A 17,984-nucleotide genomic window follows, 5' to 3' on the forward strand; every position below is an offset into this window, starting at 1 on the left:
GGTCACCGAAGCGGGCGATGCTGGAAGGAAACCGTGTGAGCCGGATCTCGGTCCGGGGATTCGCAGTGGCTTCGGCTACGGCGGTCACCGCTGTCGGAAGCGTCGTCGGCGTTGCCTCGGGCAGCACCGCGCAGAACAACGACGCCGAAGCGACGGCAAACGGCACCACGTTGCTCGCGGACATCCCCTCGGGTCAGCAGGCCCAGGTGCAGACCGCGTCGCTGACGCAGCAGGCCGACGTACAGGCCATCGCCGCCGATGTGAGCGCGAAGAAGGACGCCGAGGAGGCTGCCCGCAAGGCCGCCGCCGACACGGCGATCGCGAAGAAGGAGGCCGCCGAGAAGGCGGCGAAGGAAGCCAAGGAGCGCACGGAGGCCAAGGAGGCCGCCAGCCGTTCCAAGGACATCTCCGACATCCCCGTCGCGAGCTCCTACTCGATCGCGCAGATCCAGGCGATGGCACGGCAGATCGTGCCCTCCGGTCAGTTCCAGTGCTTCAGCAACATCGTGGACCACGAGTCCGACTGGAACTACAAGGCCGTCAACCCCTCCTCCGGGGCCTACGGCATGTTCCAGGCTCTGCCCGGTTCCAAGATGTCGTCCGTCGGCGCCGACTGGCGGACCAACCCGGCCACCCAGATCAAGTGGGGCCTCGGCTACATGAACGACCGCTACGGCAGCCCGTGTGACGCCTGGTCGTTCTGGCAGGCCAACAACTGGTACTGAGCCCCCCGGCCTTCGGCCGCTTCGTCCTTCGCGCGAGCCCCACACCGTCGTACGGTGTGGGGCTCGCGCCATGTACGGTCGGATCATGTCGCGAGTGCCAGGGTGGCTCGGCCGGCTCGGCGCCGGACTGACCGAGATGAGCGAGCAGTGGAACGAGCGCCGCGCCGAGGCCGAACGGGAGCGCGGCGAAGCCGAGTCCCGGGTCGGGGCCGACGAGCACGTGCCACCGCCCCCGGACTACGCGCCCGACGTTCCCGCCCGGTCCGATCCCGCGCTGGCCGTGCCGTGGGGGGTGCGGGTCGCGGCGGAGGCCGCCTGGCGGCTGCTCATCCTCGCGGGCACCCTGTGGGTGCTGATGCGGGTCATCAGCGCCGTCCAGTTGGTGGTGCTGGCGTTCGTGAGCGCGTTGCTGATCACCGCGCTGCTCCAGCCGACCGTGGGCAGGTTGCGGCGGCTCGGAGTGCCGCGTGGGCCGGCCACCGCGCTGACCGCGATCCTGGGCTTCGTCATCATGGGCCTGATCGGCTGGTTCGTGACCTGGCAGGTCATGGAGAACATCGACGACCTCTCGGGCCAGATCCAGGACGGCATCGACGAGTTGCGGAACTGGCTGCTGAACAGCCCCTTCCACGTCACGGACAAGCAGATCAACGAGATCGCCAAGAACCTGCGTGAGGCGGTCGGCGCGAACACCGACCAGATCACCTCGGCGGGCCTGGAGGGTGTGACGGTCGTCGTCGAGGCGCTGACCGGCATCCTGCTGGCGGTCTTCTCCACCCTGTTCCTGCTCTACGACGGCAAGCGGATCTGGGAGTGGACGCTGAAGCTGGTTCCGGCGGCGGCGCGGCCGGGAATGGCCGGGGCCGGGCCGGCGGCGTGGCGGACGCTGACGGCGTATGTGCGGGGCACGGTGATCGTCGCGCTGATCGACGCGATCTTCATCGGCCTGGGGATCTACTTCCTCGATGTGCCGATGGCCGTGCCGCTGGCGGTGTTCATCTTCCTGTTCGCGTTCATCCCGCTGGTGGGCGCCGTGGTGTCCGGGGCGCTGGCCGTGGTGGTCGCGCTGGTCACCCAGGGGGTGTTCACGGCCGTCATGACGCTGGCGGTGGTGCTCGCGGTGCAGCAGATCGAGGGCCACATCCTGCAGCCGTTCATCCTGGGGCGGGCGGTGCGGGTGCATCCGCTGGCGGTGGTGCTGTCCGTCGCGTGCGGGGGGATGGTGGCCGGGATCGGCGGTGCGGTGGTCGCCGTGCCGCTGGTCGCGGTGACGAACACGGTGGCCGGCTATCTGCGGTCGTATTCACGGGAGTCGGCGCTACGGCATTCGGTACGGCCGCGGGGCGCCACGGCGGTGAGTGCCGAGCCGCCTGCGCCGGACCCGCCGTCGGAGTAGCCCCGAGGACATGCGACAGGGCCCCGTCCACCATGCCCAGGGGACGGGGCCCTGCAGTTCATCGCCTGCGGCCGGGAGTTACTCCGTCAGGACCGCCTCGGCGTCCAGCGTCACGCCGACCGCCTGGATCACGGACGCGATCTTGAAGGACTCCTGGATCACGTCGCGGTCGATTCCGGCCTTGCGCAGGACCTGCTCGTGGGAGTCGAGGCACATGCCGCAGCCGTTGATCGCGGAGACCGCGAAGGACCAGAGCTCGAAGTCGACCTTGTCGACGCCCGGGTTGCCGATGACGTTCATCCGCAGGCCCGCGCGCAGGGTGCCGTACTCGTGGTCCGAGAGCAGGTGGCGCGTGCGGTAGAAGACGTTGTTCATCGCCATCACCGCGGCCGCGGCCTTCGCCGCCGTGTAGGCCTCCGGCGACAGGTTCGCCTTCGCCTCAGGCTCCAGCTCGCGCAGCACGATCGGGGAGCGCGAGGCGATGGCCGTGGCCAGCACCGTGCCCCACAGCTGCTGGGCCGGCAGGTCGGAGTTGCCGATGACCGAGCCCAGGTTGAGCTTCAGGTCCTTGGCGTAGTCCGGTATCGCGGACTTCAGGTTGTCGAGGGACATCTCAGATCACTCCCCGGACAGCAGCGCGACGGGGTCGAGCGTCTCGTCGCCCTTGCTCCAGTTGCAGGGGCACAGCTCGTCGGTCTGCAGGGCGTCGAGGACCCGCAGGACCTCCTTCGGGTTACGGCCGACCGAACCCGCGGTCACCATCGAGAACTGGATCTCGTTGTTCTGGTCCACGATGAACACCGCGCGCTTGGCGAAGCCGTCCTCGCCCTCGATGCCGAGGTCCCGCATGAGCTCGTGCTTGGAGTCCGCCATCATCGGGAACGGCAGGTCACGCAGGTCGTCGTGGTCCTTGCGCCAGGCGTGGTGGACGAACTCGGAGTCACCGGAGAAGCCGAGGACCTGCGCGTCGCGGTCGGCGAACTCCTCGTTCAGCTTGCCGAAGGCGGCGATCTCGGTCGGGCACACGAAGGTGAAGTCCTTGGGCCAGGCGAAGACGACCTTCCACTGACCCTCGTAGGTCTTGTGGTTGATCTGCTCGAACTCCGCGCCCTTCTCCAGCGAGACACAGGCGGTCAGGTCGAACTCGGGGAACTTGTCACCGACGGTGAGCACACACTCTCCTTGCAGCGAAGAAACACCCGGATTGCGGGTGTTTCCCATGGGTTGGACTGTGTTGATGTTGGCACAGCCTCGATTGATTACGGAAATAGCTACACTCGGTCGGGTTGATCGGAGGTAGTTATTAGTGACTGTGGGTAATAAGCGCAGGCAGCCCAGCCTCGCCCAGCTGCGTGCCTTCGCGGCCGTGGCCGAGCATCTGCACTTCCGGGACGCCGCCGGGGCGATCGGGATGAGCCAGCCCGCCCTCTCGGGTGCCGTCTCGGCGCTGGAGGAGACACTCGGAGTGACGCTCCTGGAGCGTACGACGCGCAAGGTGCTGCTCTCACCCGAGGGCGAGCGGATCGCCGTACGGGCCAAGGCGGTCCTGGGCGAAGTGGGCGCTCTGCTGGAGGAGGCCGAGGCGGTGCGGGCCCCGTTCACCGGGGTGCTGCGGCTCGGGGTGATTCCGACGGTGGCGCCCTATCTGCTGCCCACGGTCCTCAGGCTCGTCCACGAACGGTATCCGCACCTCGATCTCCAGGTGCACGAGGAGCAGACCACCAGCCTGCTCGACGGTCTCACCAGCGGGCGGCTCGACCTGCTGCTGCTCGCGGTGCCGCTCGGCGTCCCGGGCGTGAGCGAACTGCCGCTCTTCGACGAGGACTTCGTGCTCGTCACCCCGCTCGACCACTGGCTCGGCGGGCGCGAGGGCATTCCGCGGGAGGCGCTGCGCGAGCTGAACCTGCTGCTGCTGGACGAGGGGCACTGCCTGCGCGACCAGGCCCTCGACATCTGCCGGGAGGCCGGCCGCGACGACGTGCCGGTCACGACGACCGCCGCCGGGCTGTCCACGCTGGTGCAGCTCGTGGCCGGCGGGCTGGGTGTCACGCTGCTGCCGCGCACCGCCCTCACGGTCGAGACCTCCCGCAGCGACCAGCTCCTCACCGGGTACTTCGCCGACCCGGCCCCCACCCGCCGTATCGCCCTGGCGATGCGGGCGGGGGCGGCGCGCGGCGCCGAGTACGAGGAACTGGCGGCGGCCCTGCGGCAGGCACTGCGGCCGCTGTCCGTACGGGTCGTCGGCCAGGACACCTGACCGGCCCGTACGGACAGCGGCCCGTACGCGGACCTACTCGGTCCGCAGACCGTCCGGCCGCATCAGCTTCCACAGCGGCGGCAGGCTCAGCAGGGTCACCACCAGTACGACCCCGGCTCCGATGCCCGTCATCGACAGCACGCTCGGCCAGTCCACCCGGACGGACGTGTCCGTCATCCGCAGCAGGACCGCGCCCAGGGCCATGCCCACCGTCGTGGCCAGCAGCAGGCCGAGACCGATCGGGATCGCCGTCTGCCACAGCACCGACAGGCTGAGGGTGCGGCGCCGGGTGCCGAAGGCGACCAGCGACGACAGCAGCTTGCGGCGTTCGCGCAGCTGCTCCAGCTGCGAGACCAGCAGGCTCGCCCCGATCAGCGCCAGCACACACGCGGCGCCGACGGACAGGCCGGTGCGGATGGTGGCGTAGCGCTCGTTGCTCTCGATGCTCTGCCAGGTCATGGGCTGGGAGACCGGGTCGAGACGCGCGGCCGTGTTGCGCACGTACTCCTGCGCGTCCGGCACGGAGCTGTCGAGACTCAGGTAGAGCTGCGCCGAGGCGAACGATCCGAGGTTCTCGGGAAGCGCGCGGGGCGTGAACAGGATGCCGCCGCGCTTGGTGCCGGTGGGGTCTTCGCGGGACTGGACCGGCTTGATGCCCTGCGGCACGGTCCAGGAGGTCCAGCGGTCGCCGGACTCGGTGGTGTCCACCGGGTCGGCCCACAGTGTCCGGCCGGGTTTGGCCAGCTTGGCCGTGTCGGTGTCGTACTCCCCGCCCGCGACGGCGAAGACGTCACCGTCGCGGCAGGACGGCAGTGTGGCCACCTCCCGCAGCGAGGCGCAGTCGGCGACGGTGATCTGGACGTAGGCGTCCCCGTCGTCGCCACGCTGACCGGCGAGATAGCCCTCGTTCAGCGCGGTGACCTTCCGCACCCCCTTGGTGTCGCGGAACTCTCCGGCCGCCGTGGCGGGTTCGGTGCCCTCCGGCACGTTCACCTCCATCTGAGCCCGGTAGACGTCGTACCGCGAGGCCTTGGTGTAGCTGCCCTCCACTCCGGCGAACAGCATCTGCAGGGCGATCGCGCCCGCCACGGCCACCGCGATGCCGTTGACCATGCGGGCCGCCGTGCCGCTGCTCAACTGCAGCCTGCGCACGGCCAGTTGCCAGGCGACCCCGCCGGAGCCGAGCCGGGCGACGACCGTCTCCACGATCCAGGGCAGCAGGGCCGTGACGCCGACGAGCAGGAGCACGACTCCGCCGACCACGAGGTACTGGTTGAAGTTCCCGTCGTCGTTGCCCTGCCCGATCATGGGCAGGAGCATCGCGAGCCCGCCCACCGGCAGCAGCAGCCGCCACCACAGCCGGCGGCGCGCCGGCTTGGCCGTGCGCACCACGCCGAGCGGCTCGATGACCACCCCGCGCAGGGCGAAGAGGGTCACCAGCACGGCGGCCGTCGGCACCGCCACCGCGACCAGCGCGGCCAGCAGGGGAGAGGGGTTCAGATAGCTGGGGAACACGCTGATGCGGAACACCTCGAGGGTGGCCGCCAGCTGTCGCCCGAGCAGGAAGAACCCGGTGCCGAGGACGAGTCCCAGCAGGGATCCGGCCAGCGCCTCGCCGGCGGCGATCCGCCGCGTCATCCGGCTGTCGGAGCCGACCAGCCGCAGCGCCGCCAGCCTGCGGTCGCGCCGCTCACCGCCGAACCGCACGGCCGCGGCGATGAACACGGCGACCGGCATCAGCAGCACCACGAAGACGACCAGGACCAGCAGGAGCAGCACCGGGTCCCAGGGGTCGGACGACCCCAGATCGTCGTTGCCGAAGCTGTCGATCCGGGCCCCGCTGGCGGTGCCCTCGAGCCGGTCCCAGAGGCCCTTGCCGCCCGCGAAGTAGGCGAGTTCCTGGGAGCCGACGAGCCCCTGCTCGCCGATGGTGCCCGTGATCCGGTAGTCGAGGCGCTCGCGCAGCAGTTTCCCCTCGCCGGAGGCGAGCAGCTCCTTCAGCGCGGGGGAGACGATCATCTCGCCCGCCGCGGGAAACTCCGAAACGCCCGGCGGCAGCGGGGCCTTCGGGCCCTCCGGCTCCATCAGACGCCCGCGGACGTCAAGGTCCCGGAATGTGGTGTCCGCGTCCAGGACGACCAGGGTGTTGTCGGCCTTCGGTATCTTCTGCTGGCTGAAGGTGTGGTCGCTGCGCGCCTCCTCGCGCCGGTCCCGCTCCGCCAGCGCGTTCGGGATGGCGGTGGTGAGCAGCAGCAGCGCCACGCCGAGCCCGACGCCGACGGCCGTGAGCAGCGCCCGGGTCCATCCCTCGCGTCCGCCGGCGAAGGCGTACCGGGTTCCCATCGCCAGGTCCCGGCCCCACTGCCGTGCGCTCATACGACGCGCTCCATGTCCCGGGACTTCCCGTCCCGTACGACGATCTCGCGGTCGGAGTAGGCGGCGACCCGCGCCTCGTGCGTGACGAGCACCACGGCCGCGTTGGTGGACCGGGCGGCCTCGGTGAGCAGTTCCATCACGCGCTCGCCGTTGAGCGAGTCGAGCGCGCCGGTCGGCTCGTCGGCGAAGATCACGCGCGGATTCGTCACCAGCGAGCGGGCGACGGCGACGCGCTGCCCCTGACCGCCGGACACCTCGCCGGGCCGCTTCTTGCACAGCTCGTCGACCTCGAGACGCTCCATCCACGCCAGCGCGGTCCGCTCGGCCTCCTTGCGGGACGACCCGTTCAGACGCAGCGGGAGCGCGACGTTCTCCACACAGGTGAGTTCCGGCACGAGCTGGCCGAACTGGAAGACGAACCCGAACTCGGAGCGCCGGAGCGCACTGCGCTCGGCGTCGCTCATCCCGGTCACCTCCCGCTCGTGGTACGTGATCGAGCCCGAGTCGGGCATGACGATCCCGGCGAGGCAGTGCAGCAGTGTCGACTTGCCCGAGCCGGACGGGCCCATCACGGCGACGACCTCGCCCGGATGGATGGAGAACTCGGCGCCGTCGAGCGCGGTGGTCGGGCCGTACACCTTGCGCAGGTCCCGGGCGGCGAGCAGCGAACCAGGGGGAATGGTCATCGGGCCACCGCCTCACGGAGCTTGTCCAGACGCGCCGCGGTCAGTTCCAGCCAGCGCAGGTCGGCCTCCAGGTGGAACAGGGCGTGGTCGCAGATGAGCTGGTCGGCCAGGTCGCCCTTGCGCTTGCGCTCGGTGAGGATCCGCATGCTGCGCAGGTGCTCGGAGCGCTGGGTGTCGAGGATGTCGGCGGCGTCGCGGTGGGTGAGCAGCGCGAGGACGACCTTGGTGTAGAGGGTCGACTGGAGGTACGGCTCCGGCTTCTCCGGCGTCGCGAGCCAGCGCTCGACGTCGGTGATGCCGGCCTCGGTGATCGCGTACCGCTTGCGCTCGGGCCCGCCGCCCGCCTCGATGCCGTCGACCTCGACGAGCCCGTTCTTCAGCAGGCGGGACATCGTCGAGTAGACCTGGCCGTAGTGGAGCGGCCGGTCGTGACCGAACTTCTCGTCGAAGGCCCGCTTCAGGTCGTAACCGTGCCGCGGGCCGGACTCCAGGAGTCCCAGAAGAGTGTGACCGATGGACATGCCGAGCACACTACACACCGTGTATACGTCGCATGTATACGCCGGGTGTGTAGAACGTGGCGGGCAGCACGAGTGCGCAGGTCGGGCCTGGTTGTCACAGTCCTGCAACGCCCAGCCCGTCCGGTGCTTGAGGACGAGGCCGTTCAGGCCGACGGGGGTTCGGGGTTCGATCCCCCGGGCGGCCGCCCACGCCGGGGGATGGGCCCTGTCTCCCGCGGCAGGCGCCCGGCGTCGGCCAGCGCCTTCCGAAGCAGGAACTCGATCTGGGCGTTGGCCGACCGCAGCTCGTCCCCGGCCCACCGCGCCAGCGCCTCGTGCACCGCCGGGTCCAGCCGCAGCAGCACCTGCTTGCGCTGCTGCTGCGGCCGGCGCTGAGGGCCCGGACCCTCGGGAGGGACGGTCACTGGTAGAGGGACCCGGTGTTGAGGACCGGCTGCGCGGCGCGGTCCCCGCACAGCACCACCATGAGGTTGGAGACCATGGCCGCCTTCCGCTCGGAGTCCAGCTCCACGATGTCCCGCTCGGTGATCCGGGCGATCGCGGCCTCGACCATGCCCACCGCTCCGTCCACGATCTGCCGCCGGGCCGCGACGACCGCGCCGGCCTGCTGGCGCTGGAGCATCGCCGAGGCGATCTCGGGGGCGTACGCGAGGTGCGTGAAGCGCGACTCGATGATCTGCACGCCGGCCGCCTCCACGCGCGCGTGCAGTTCGACGGCGAGCTTCTCGGTGATCTCCTCGGCGTTGCCGCGCAGCGAGAGGCCGTCCTCCTCGTGCGCGTCGTAGGGGTACTCGATGGCGATGTGCCGCACGGCGGCCTCGGTCTGGGTGGAGACGAACTCGATGTAGTCGTCCACCTCGAAGGTGGCCTGGGCGGTGTCCTCGACCCGCCACACCACGACCGCGGCGAGCTCGATCGGGTTGCCGTAGGCGTCGTTGACCTTCAGGACGGCGGTCTCGTGGTTGCGGACCCGCGTCGAGATCTTGGTGCGCGAGGTGAGCGGGTTCACCCAGCGCAGGCCGTCCTCCCGGATCGTCCCCCGGTAGCGGCCGAAGAGCTGGACGACTCGGGCCTCGCCGGGCGCCACCATGTTCAGCCCGCACATGGCGAGGAACGCCGCGAGCGCGACCAGGATGCCGCCGATGATCAGGCCGGCCTTCGCGCCGGTCCCGTCCACCGCCGTGGCGGCCGCGATCAGCCCGGCGCCGGCCAGCAGTCCGAGCAGGCCGAGGAGCAGGGCGAGCCCGCCGCCGATGCTGTGCGCGGTGAACTCCCGTACGCGTGGGGCCGGCATCTCGGGTACGTCGGCGGTGACCTGCGCGTCGTGTGTGGACATGGGTGAATCCCCCGTTCCTTCAGCGGAGCCATCCTGCATAGCGTCCGTCTATCTAAGTGATATCACTTTATCGCGTCCTGGCAACCCTTCGGGTGTCTCGAACGTCGGTTCCGTTGGGATGGGTGCTGATTGTCACGTCCGCAAAGGGCCGGATCGGCAGCCCTATCTCTTATCTCCCGGTGTTAGCTTTCTGAGCTGACCTGAGCGGCGAACCTGTGTGACGCGTGAGCACACATGAACGAAGCGGAGCGGATCGGACCCATGGGACGAGCGGAAGAGAGACGCGCCCGACAGCGCGGTGGGCGCCGGGCGGCACCCAAGAGCCACCGTTCGTCGGCCGCGGCCGGGAAGGGCGGCATACGCAGGCTCTTCACCTGGAAGAAGCTCCTCGGCACCTTCTTCGGCCTGTGCCTGCTCGGCATGGGTGCCTTCATCGTGCTGTACATGGTGATCGACATCCCCGAGGGGAACGCCGACGCCAAGCGGCAGAGCAACATCTACAAGTACAGCGACGGCTCGATCATGGCCCGCGACGGCAAGGTCAACCGTGAGGTCGTCGACCTGTCCAGGGTGCCCAAGGGCGTCGGGCGCACCTTCGTCGCGGCCGAGAACAAGACCTTCTACAAGGACGCCGGCGTCGACCTCAAGGGCACCGCCCGCGGCGTGCTCAACACGCTCTCCGGCCGCGGCGCGCAGGGCGGTTCGACGATCACCCAGCAGTACGTCAAGAACTACTACCTGACGCAGGAACAGACCGTCTCGCGCAAGCTGAAGGAACTGGTCATCTCGCTGAAGCTGGACCGGGAGAAGTCCAAGGACTACATCCTCGCCGGCTACATCAACACCAGTTACTACGGCCGCAACGCCTACGGCATCCAGGCCGCCGCCCAGGCCTACTACCGCACCGACGCCGAGGACCTGACGGTCGCGCAGGGCGCCTACCTCGCCGCGCTCCTCCAGGCACCGAGCCAGTACGACTGGGCGGTCGCCTCCGAGGGCGGTAAGAAGTTGGTCAAGGCCCGCTGGAACTACGTCCTGAAGAACATGGTCGAGGAGGGCTGGCTGAGCCAGTCCGAGCGTGACGGCATGAAATTCCCGGTGCCGAAGGACCCCAAGCCCGCCCCCGGTATGGAGGGCCAGAAGGGCTACCTGGTCAACGCGGCCAACGCGACCCTGGAGAAGCGGCTCGTCGCGGAGGGCACGGCGGGCAGTGCCAAGGAAGCCGAGGCGATGGTCAACGCCGGCGGCTGGACCATCACGCTGAACATCGACAAGAAGAAGCAGGCCGCGCTGGAGAAGTCCGTCCAGCAGCAGCTGAACAGCAAACTCGACCCCGACAAGCGTGAGGTCGACGCGGACGTCCAGGCGGGTGCCGCGTCCGTGAACCCGAAGACGGGCGCCGTGGTCGCGATGTACGGCGGCCAGGACTACTTCAAGCACTGGTCCAACAACGCCACCCGCACCGACTACCAGCCGGCCTCCACCTTCAAGCCGGTCATCCTGGCCGCCGCCCTGGAGGAGCAGGCGAAGACGCAGGACGGCGAGCCGATCAACGCGCGCACGGTCTACGACGGCACGAGCAAGCGCCAGGTCGTGGAGGACGGCAGCAAGGTCGGCTTCGCGCCCGAGAACGAGGACGACCGGAACTACGGGCCCATCAGCGTCCAGACGGCGATGAACAAGTCCGTCAACTCCGTCTTCGCGCAGATGGGCGTCGACGTCGGCATGTCCGAGGTGGTGAAGGTCGCCGGCGAACTCGGCATGGACACCGAGAACATGGAGGCCGTGCCCGCCCAGACCCTGGGCAGCATGGGCGCGAGCCCCCTGCAGATGGCCGGGGTCTACGCCACCCTCGACAATCACGGCAAGAGGGTCACCCCGGCGCTCGTGAAGTCGGTGGAGCATCTGAACCAGACGGTCGACATGCCCGACCCGGTCGGCGACCAGGTCATCAGCCGCGAGGCCGCAGATTCCGTGACCTCGGTGCTGACCGGCGTGGTCGACGACGGCACCGCGCAGGCCTCCGTGCGCAACAACCCGGGGCGCGACGGCCAGCAGGTCGCGGGCAAGACGGGTACGTCCGACAACAACAAGTCGGCCTGGTTCACCGGCTACACGCCGAACCTGGTCACCTCGGTGGGCCTGTTCGGCGAGGACGACAAGCCTCCCTACAAGCACGTCCCGATGTACAAGGCGGCCGGCAAGCCCCGCATCGACGGCGGTGGCTTCCCGGCGCGGATCTGGGCGGCGTACACCTTCGGCGTGATGGGCGACGTCAGCAAGTTCGACCTGGACACCCAGCAGGGCGCGGCCGTCCAGCCGACGTGGACGCCGACGCCCACGCCGTCGCAGACCGAGGAGCCCACGCAGGAGCCGACCACCGAGGAGCCCTCGTCCTCCCCGCCGCCGACGACGGAGGAGCCGAGCAGCTCGCCGCCGCCGACTCCGTCGACCTCACCGCCGACGTTCACGCCGCCGACGGCCCCGGAGACGACGCCGCCCACCGACGGCGACCCGTTCGACCCGGTCAAGCCGGGCGACGAGGAGTAGGAGACGCGAAGGGGCGCCCGGCATCATGCCGGGCGCCCCTCCTGGTCCGCGAGCGGAACCGCCTGCTGCCTTACGAGGTCGAGATCGTCGTCGTGCTGAGAGTGGACCAGATGATCCCGCCCGTGGGCGTCCCCGACCAGTCGCCGATGACGGCGCCGAGCGCAATGGCGCGGTTTTCCTCGAGGTCGAGGTTCACGTGACGGGTGGTGTCCACGCCGTCTCGGTTCCAGTAGTAGTACTGGGCGCCTCTCTCGATGATGCCGATTGCCGAATGCCCGTCCTTTCGCATGTCGGTGATGTAAAGGTGATCACCGTTCGCCACGAACTTTGACCTGGCGTCGAGGCCGACGCTGTGAATGGTCGCGTCCTCGGCGAAGGCAGACGTGGACGTGCCGGCAGCGACGATCGCGGCGGTGGCACCGATAACGGCTATACGGGCGATTGACCTCACGTGATGAACCCCCTTGTTTATGTTTACCGCTCGGACTGTAACAGAGGCGATCATGGAATAAAACGTTCCATTTCTTACCGGTTGGCCATTCCGACGTGTCTGGTTTGCGTGAATATAGATATGTCGTTCTCGTTTTCGGAGGGTTGTTGTTTCCGTCTCTCGGATGTTTAGGTAAAGGCATGATGAGAGTGCGGGGTGCGGCCTGGTCTGCCCTGGTCGCGGCGTTGGCGGTGCTGGCCACCGCCTGCGGAGGCAGCGGTGATCCTGACAAGGCCGACAGCACCCGGAAAGCGGCGCCGGTGACCGGGAGTGCGAAGCCGGTGCCCGGGAGGACGGATCTGATGGCCTTCATGAAAGAGACGGCCGATGCCGGAAAGGGGTTCTCCCTCAAGGACGCCACGACCCTCGGTCGGTACATTTACCCGGCTGCGGCCAAGGGGTATGTCGTGTGCTTCGAGAAAGAGGTTCCCGACCTGGCGGCAGTGGACCTCTATGCCGTCCCGGACAAGGAAAGCTGTCCTGCTCGACCGGGTGGCAAAGGCCCCGCTCTCCGCGTTCCTGATCTGAGTGGGAAGCAGGTGGAGGAATCCCTTGTCGAGGCGTTGGTGACCGGCTACGGCCCGAAACGCGTCAAGGTGGCCGAGGCCGGCGATCCCGGCCGGGTGATCGAGCCGAAGCCGGCCGCGAAATGGCGTGTGTGTGCGCAGAAACCGCGGGCGGGAACGGTTTTCGACGCGTCTGATGAGCTGCGCTTGCAAGCGGCGAAGAAATGTCCGTGACCGTGCGGGGGAGTGCTTTCGGCTCGCGTCCGGAATGACGCACGCCTCTTACCGGAGGCACGGCGTCGCGGCGCTCTCATCTGTTCCGGCGCCGACCCGCTCCAGCCGTCGCGGAAGCGTTCCGCCGAACGCCTCGCCCCACAGCAGTCCTGAACGAAACGGTGGCCCGCCCGGTGTGACGGGCTTCGACGAAGGGCCGGTCCCCGCGGTGCGGGGACCGGCCCGTGCCGTATGTGCGCTCAGCTCCGGTTCAGCTCGAACCAGACGACCTTGCCCGTGCTGAGCCGGGTCGCGCCCCAGCGCCGGGCCAGCCGGTTCACCAGGTACAGACCGCGTCCGCCCTCGTCGGTGGCGCGGGCCTGCCGCAGGCGCGGCAACTGCGGGACGTCGTCCCCCACTTCGCAGCGCAGCACATCCGTGCGCAGCAGGCGCACGGTGACCGGCCGGGTCGCGTACCGCACGGCGTTGGTGACGACCTCGCTGACCAGCAGCTCGACGGAGTCGCTGAGTTCCTCGAGGCCCCAGCGCTGCAGTGCGCGCCGGGCCAGCCGGCGGGCCCGGCCGGGAGCGGCGTCCTCCGGCTCCAGGAACCAGTACGCCACGTCGCTGGGCGCGATCCCGTCGAAGCGGGCGGCGAGCAGCGCGATGTCGTCGTCCCGGTCACCCGGGCCGAGCATGTCGAGCACCTCGTCGCAGAGCGCCTCCAGGGGCGGCGGATGGTCGGGACCGGTGAGCTGCGCGGTCGCGGCGAGCTTCTCGCGCAGCTGCTCGATGCCGGTCCACACATCCCTCAGACGCGACTCCACCAGACCGTCGGTGTACAGCAGCAGGGTCGCGCCGGCGGGCGCGTCCAGCTCCACCGCCTCGAAGTCGACGCCGCCGACCCCGATGGGCGCACCGGCCGGCACGCGCAGCACCTCGGCGCGGCCGCCCAGGTGGAGCAGGACGGGCGGCGGGTGACCGGCGTTGGCGATGGTGATGCGGTGCGATACCGGGTCGTAGACGGCGTACAGGCAGGTCGCCATGCGGTCCACGCCGAGGCGCTGGGCCTGTTCGTCGAGGTGGTGCAGCACCTCCTGCGGCGGCAGGTCGAGGCCCGCGAGGGTCTGGGCGGTGGTGCGCAGCTGGCCCATGATGGCGGCCGAGGTCATGGAGTGGCCCATGACGTCACCGACGACCAGGGCGACCCGGCTGCCGGGCAGCGGGATCGCGTCGTACCAGTCGCCGCCGACGCGTGCGGTCTCCGCCGCCGGCAGGTAGCGGGAGGCGAGCCGCACGCCGGTGGGGCGGGGCAGCGTCTCGGGCAGCATGGTGCGCTGGAGCTCGTCCGCGATGTACGCCTCGCGTCCGTACAGCACGGCCTTGTCGATGCCCAGCGCGCTGTGCGTGGCCAGCTGGGCCGCCACCAGCAGGTCGTCCGGTTCGAAGGCGACGCGTTCGGGGCGGCGCAGGAACAGGGCGGCGCCGATGACCCGGCGCCGGCCGCGCAGCGGGGCGAGGATCGCCCGCTGTCCGTCCGGTACGGCGAATTCGCCGCCTTCGCCGAGCAGCTCGGGCAGCGCGGCACGGGCCGCGGGAGCGTCGGTGAAAACCGGGCGCACGCCCCGCAGAACCTCGGCGAGCGCGCTGCCGGGCCGCACCTCGCACAGCTCGGCGCCGACCGTGTCCAGCTCGTCGGGTTCGGGCTGCGTGGCCGGCTGGAAGCCGTTTTCGGTGTCGCGCTCCGCCGGTATCCGGTCGGTGCGGCGCAGCCGCAGCACCAGCGGGCCGGTGGGCCGCTCGTCGCCGACGGGCAGCGGGTCGCGCAGATAGACCAGGATCGCGTCGGAGAAGGTGGGCACGGTGGCCCGGCACAGCCCCATCACGATCTCGTCGAGATCGATGCCGCGGGCGATCCGCCGGGTGGCGGCGCCGACGAACCGGAGCCGGTCGCCGTCCCGCCGCATCGGCGTGGGCTTGCCCGGCGGCAGGCTCTGGCCGCTGCGGCGCTCGGGCCCCTCGGGATTCGGCGCCGGCCGGTCCTGCTCGTCGGCCGGCTGGACCGGAATGCCCTCGGGGGCGGGGCGCGGCCGCGGGGTCTCGCGCTCGGCGGTCTGCTCGGCACCCGGCTGGGAGTGCTCGGAGGCGGGGTCGCTCACGGTGTCCTTGCCCTTGCCGAACGGCGTGGAGGTGCCCGGCTCCGAGGTGCCCGGCGTGGTGTGCGCCGTCGTGACCGGAACGGTGACGTCGCCGCCGGAGCGGCCCTGTACCGGTAAGGCGCCGGAGCCGGGCGTGCGCGCCGGTGTCGAGGTATGCGCGAGCGCCCCGCGGGGATCCGCGGGGTCGATGCCCGTCTGCGGGCGTTCGAAGGAGGTCGGCTGCTCCGTCACGCGTGTCGAATCCATCCGTCCGGGGCTGCACGCCAGAGGTGCAGGTGGTCCCGCCGAAACTCCGATACCCGGAATACGTGCCCCAGGAACGGAATTCCCGCGTGGTCAGAGGTTGTTTCTGTGCCACCGGCCGACCGTCTGCGGCCCCCAGGGGCCTTCTGACGGCCCCTGGGGCCCGTGGAGCAGGCCCTGCCGGTGTTGCCCTCGTACCCCTCGCTCACGTCCTGCCGCCCCTCGGTGACGATCGGTCAAGCCCAGCGCGTGCTCCGGTAGTTGCCGCCGCGCGCCCTTGCGGAGGACGATCCTACGTTTCTTGCCCGGGGGCGCATCAAGGGTCTCATGAGGACACATGCGCGGGCGTACGATCCCAGTCCTCCGGCAGTGACGGTACCCCCCAGGACGGATCCGGGCGCCAGTGCTGCCAGCCTTCCGAGAACGGCGGCCCCCACGCGCGGATCACCTCCACCGCGGCCTGCCCCGCCGCTCGTACCTTTTCCGCCTGTTGGTCGTCCATCAACCCGTCCCGCCGGGCCTGGGCGAACTCGTCCTCGTCCCGCCAGTGCCAACTGCGGTCCGGATGGACGGAAATGTCCAGAAAGTGGTCCACGGAGTCGACGCCGCCCGCCCAACGGGCGAGCGGCTCCTCCAGGTTCACGTACCAGTTCTTGAACTGCCAGCCCGGATCCCAGAACAGCCACACCGACCAGGGCTCGCCGGGCCGGGCCAGCTTCAGGACACCCGTACCGAACCACCGGTCGCGCTGCACGGTGCGCGGCTTGGTGTAGCGCGACTCCAGTGGCTCCAGGTGCACGGGCGTGCCGTCGGCGAGCACGGGCTTCACACACTCGGTGCCTGGCGCCAGCCACACGGCGAGCAGATCCGCGTCGTCCCGTACGACGGTGACGGGACGCACGATGTGCAGATGCGCACCGCCGTTCTCCCGGTACCGCCACAGGATCCGGCTCCCGGGCGCCCAGAAGCCTGCCGCACCACCCGTCTCCACGCGTCTCACCGCTCCGCCCTCTGCCATGCACAGATATTAGGTGCCGTAGGCATACGACGCTGCGGCGCGTGTCACGGTTCACGCGCCGGGCGTACTCGCTCCTCGAATCGTCACGGGTGTGTCATCCGCAGGACATCCAGTGCCTCGTCGAGCTGCTCCCTGGTCAGGTCGCCGCGCTCCACGTACCCGCTGTCCAGGACGACCTGACGGATGGTCTTCCGCTCGGCCAGCGCCTTCTTGGCGACCTTCGCGGCCTCCTCGTACCCGATGTACTTGTTGAGGGGTGTGACGACGGAGGGGGAGGACTCGGCGTACTCCCGCGCCCGCTCGCGGTCGGCGGTGACGCCGTCGACGGTCCGGTCGGCGAGCAGCCGCGAGACGTTGGTGAGCAGCCGGATCGACTCCAGCACGTTCTTCGCGATGACCGGCAGCATGACGTTGAGCTCGAAGTTGCCGGCGGCGCCCGCCGTGGCCACGGTCGCGTCGTTCCCGACGACCTGGGCCGCCACCATCAGCACGGCCTCCGGAATGACCGGATTCACCTTGCCCGGCATGATCGAGGAGCCGGGCTGGAGGTCGGGCAGGGCGATCTCGGCGAGGCCGGTGCGCGGTCCTGAGGACATCCACCGCAGATCGTTGGCGATCTTCGTCAGCCCGACGGCGATGGTCCGCAGCTGCCCGCTGGTCTCGACGATGCCGTCCCGGGCGCCCTGTGCCTCGAAGTGGTCACGGGCCTCGGTGAGGGGCAGCCCGGTCGTCCGGCCGACCTCCTCGATCACGGCGGCGGAGAAACCGGGCGGGGTGTTGATGCCGGTGCCGACGGCCGTGCCGCCGAGGGGCAGTTCGGCGAGCCGGGGGAGGGAGGCCTCGAGCCGCTCGATGCCGTACCGCACCTGGGCGGCGTACCCGCCGAACTCCTGCCCCAGCGTCACGGGCGTGGCGTCCATCAGATGGGTCCGCCCCGACTTCACGACGTCGGCGAACTCCTCGGCCTTGCGCCCGAGGGCGGCCGAAAGATGCTCCAGGGCCGGGACGAGGTCCCGGATGACCGCGGCGGTGGCGGCGATGTGGATCGACGAGGGGAAGACGTCGTTCGACGACTGAGAGGCGTTCACGTGGTCATTGGGATGCACGCTCCTGCCCAGCCGCTCGGTGGCCAGGGTCGCGATGACCTCGTTGGTGTTCATGTTGGACGAGGTCCCGGACCCGGTCTGGAACACGTCGACCGGGAAGTGCTCGTCCCACCTCCCCTCGGCCACCTCCGCGGCGGCCCCCTGGATCGCCTCGGCGATCTCCTTGTCCAGGACCCCCAGCTCGGCGTTGACCTTGGCCGCCGCCCCCTTGATCCGCGCCAGCGCCTCGATGTGCGCCCGTTCGATGCGCTGCCCGGAGACGGGGAAGTTCTCCACGGCCCGCTGGGTCTGGGCCCGCCACTTGGCGTGGGCGGGGACGCGCACCTCGCCCATGGAGTCGTGCTCGATCCGGTACTTCTGTTCCTCGTCGGCCACAGCCGATCACCTCCACCTCGGACAGCA

The 17,984-nt window shown here is 69.9% G+C and carries 16 protein-coding genes; 5 read left to right on the plus strand and 11 right to left on the minus strand.

Annotated elements, in window-relative coordinates; translation table 11 throughout:
* The first annotated feature begins 17 nt into the window (after positions 1-17).
* Complete coding sequence (locus OHU35_RS27755; protein WP_189722995.1) at positions 18-725, plus strand: transglycosylase SLT domain-containing protein; 708 nt, start codon at positions 18-20, stop codon at positions 723-725.
* A gap of 85 nt (positions 726-810) precedes the next feature.
* Positions 811-2,121, plus strand: a complete 1,311-nt coding sequence (locus OHU35_RS27760) for an AI-2E family transporter (protein WP_189722996.1) — start codon at positions 811-813, stop codon at positions 2,119-2,121.
* A gap of 78 nt (positions 2,122-2,199) precedes the next feature.
* On the opposite strand, the gene OHU35_RS27765 is transcribed toward OHU35_RS27760, so the two are convergent.
* Positions 2,200-2,733, minus strand: a complete 534-nt coding sequence (locus OHU35_RS27765; RefSeq protein WP_189722997.1) for an alkyl hydroperoxide reductase — start codon at positions 2,731-2,733, stop codon at positions 2,200-2,202.
* 6 nt (positions 2,734-2,739) lie between these two features.
* Positions 2,740-3,294, minus strand: a complete 555-nt coding sequence (locus OHU35_RS27770) for a peroxiredoxin (RefSeq protein WP_189722998.1) — start codon at positions 3,292-3,294, stop codon at positions 2,740-2,742.
* Positions 3,295-3,427: 133 nt separating this feature from the next.
* Between OHU35_RS27770 and OHU35_RS27775 the strand changes: the two genes are divergently transcribed.
* Complete coding sequence (locus OHU35_RS27775; RefSeq protein WP_189722999.1) at positions 3,428-4,378, plus strand: LysR substrate-binding domain-containing protein; 951 nt, start codon at positions 3,428-3,430, stop codon at positions 4,376-4,378.
* 33 nt (positions 4,379-4,411) lie between these two features.
* Here the strand turns inward: OHU35_RS27775 and OHU35_RS27780 are convergent, their stop codons facing one another.
* The 5 genes from OHU35_RS27780 to OHU35_RS27800 all read right to left on the minus strand — a co-directional run bounded on the left by OHU35_RS27780 (position 4,412) and on the right by OHU35_RS27800 (position 9,297).
* Positions 4,412-6,754 (minus strand): ABC transporter permease, encoded by a 2,343-nt coding sequence (locus OHU35_RS27780; RefSeq protein WP_189723000.1) that lies wholly within the window; start codon positions 6,752-6,754, stop codon positions 4,412-4,414.
* Positions 6,751-7,440 (minus strand): ABC transporter ATP-binding protein, encoded by a 690-nt coding sequence (locus OHU35_RS27785; RefSeq protein ID WP_189723001.1) that lies wholly within the window; start codon positions 7,438-7,440, stop codon positions 6,751-6,753. The genes OHU35_RS27780 and OHU35_RS27785 overlap by 4 nt, the downstream gene beginning before the upstream one ends.
* Complete coding sequence (locus tag OHU35_RS27790; protein WP_189723002.1) at positions 7,437-7,961, minus strand: PadR family transcriptional regulator; 525 nt, start codon at positions 7,959-7,961, stop codon at positions 7,437-7,439. The genes OHU35_RS27785 and OHU35_RS27790 overlap by 4 nt, the downstream gene beginning before the upstream one ends.
* Before the next feature lie 143 nt (positions 7,962-8,104).
* Positions 8,105-8,365: a hypothetical protein gene (locus OHU35_RS27795; RefSeq protein ID WP_189723003.1), complete on the minus strand. Its 261-nt coding sequence runs from the start codon at positions 8,363-8,365 to the stop codon at positions 8,105-8,107.
* Positions 8,362-9,297, minus strand: a complete 936-nt coding sequence (locus OHU35_RS27800) for an SPFH domain-containing protein (RefSeq protein WP_189723004.1) — start codon at positions 9,295-9,297, stop codon at positions 8,362-8,364. Before OHU35_RS27800 ends, OHU35_RS27795 begins: the two co-directional genes overlap by 4 nt.
* Before the next feature lie 261 nt (positions 9,298-9,558).
* Here OHU35_RS27800 and OHU35_RS27805 point away from each other — a divergent pair, with 261 nt between their 5' ends.
* Positions 9,559-11,847 carry a transglycosylase domain-containing protein gene (locus OHU35_RS27805; RefSeq protein WP_405507264.1) on the plus strand — a complete coding sequence of 763 codons (2,289 nt, stop codon included), beginning with the start codon at positions 9,559-9,561 and terminating at the stop codon, positions 11,845-11,847.
* 70 nt (positions 11,848-11,917) lie between these two features.
* On the opposite strand, the gene OHU35_RS27810 is transcribed toward OHU35_RS27805, so the two are convergent.
* On the minus strand, positions 11,918-12,298 hold the full coding sequence (locus OHU35_RS27810; protein WP_189723006.1) for a hypothetical protein: 381 nt from the start codon (positions 12,296-12,298) through the stop codon (positions 11,918-11,920).
* A gap of 179 nt (positions 12,299-12,477) precedes the next feature.
* Here OHU35_RS27810 and OHU35_RS27815 point away from each other — a divergent pair, with 179 nt between their 5' ends.
* Positions 12,478-13,077 (plus strand): hypothetical protein, encoded by a 600-nt coding sequence (locus OHU35_RS27815; protein ID WP_189723007.1) that lies wholly within the window; start codon positions 12,478-12,480, stop codon positions 13,075-13,077.
* Positions 13,078-13,316: 239 nt separating this feature from the next.
* On the opposite strand, the gene OHU35_RS27820 is transcribed toward OHU35_RS27815, so the two are convergent.
* The 3 genes from OHU35_RS27820 to OHU35_RS27830 all read right to left on the minus strand — a co-directional run bounded on the left by OHU35_RS27820 (position 13,317) and on the right by OHU35_RS27830 (position 17,957).
* Entirely contained in the window at positions 13,317-15,461 is a 2,145-nt protein-coding gene (locus OHU35_RS27820) for a SpoIIE family protein phosphatase (protein ID WP_189723008.1), read from the minus strand.
* Between the two features lie 322 nt (positions 15,462-15,783).
* Positions 15,784-16,476 (minus strand): DUF402 domain-containing protein, encoded by a 693-nt coding sequence (locus OHU35_RS27825; protein WP_189723009.1) that lies wholly within the window; start codon positions 16,474-16,476, stop codon positions 15,784-15,786.
* Positions 16,477-16,559: 83 nt separating this feature from the next.
* Positions 16,560-17,957, minus strand: a complete 1,398-nt coding sequence (locus OHU35_RS27830) for an aspartate ammonia-lyase (protein ID WP_189723010.1) — start codon at positions 17,955-17,957, stop codon at positions 16,560-16,562.
* Positions 17,958-17,984: the final 27 nt, after the last annotated feature.

This window comes from Streptomyces purpurascens (assembly GCF_045040895.1).
Classification (GTDB): Bacteria; Actinomycetota; Actinomycetes; order Streptomycetales; family Streptomycetaceae; genus Streptomyces; species Streptomyces purpurascens.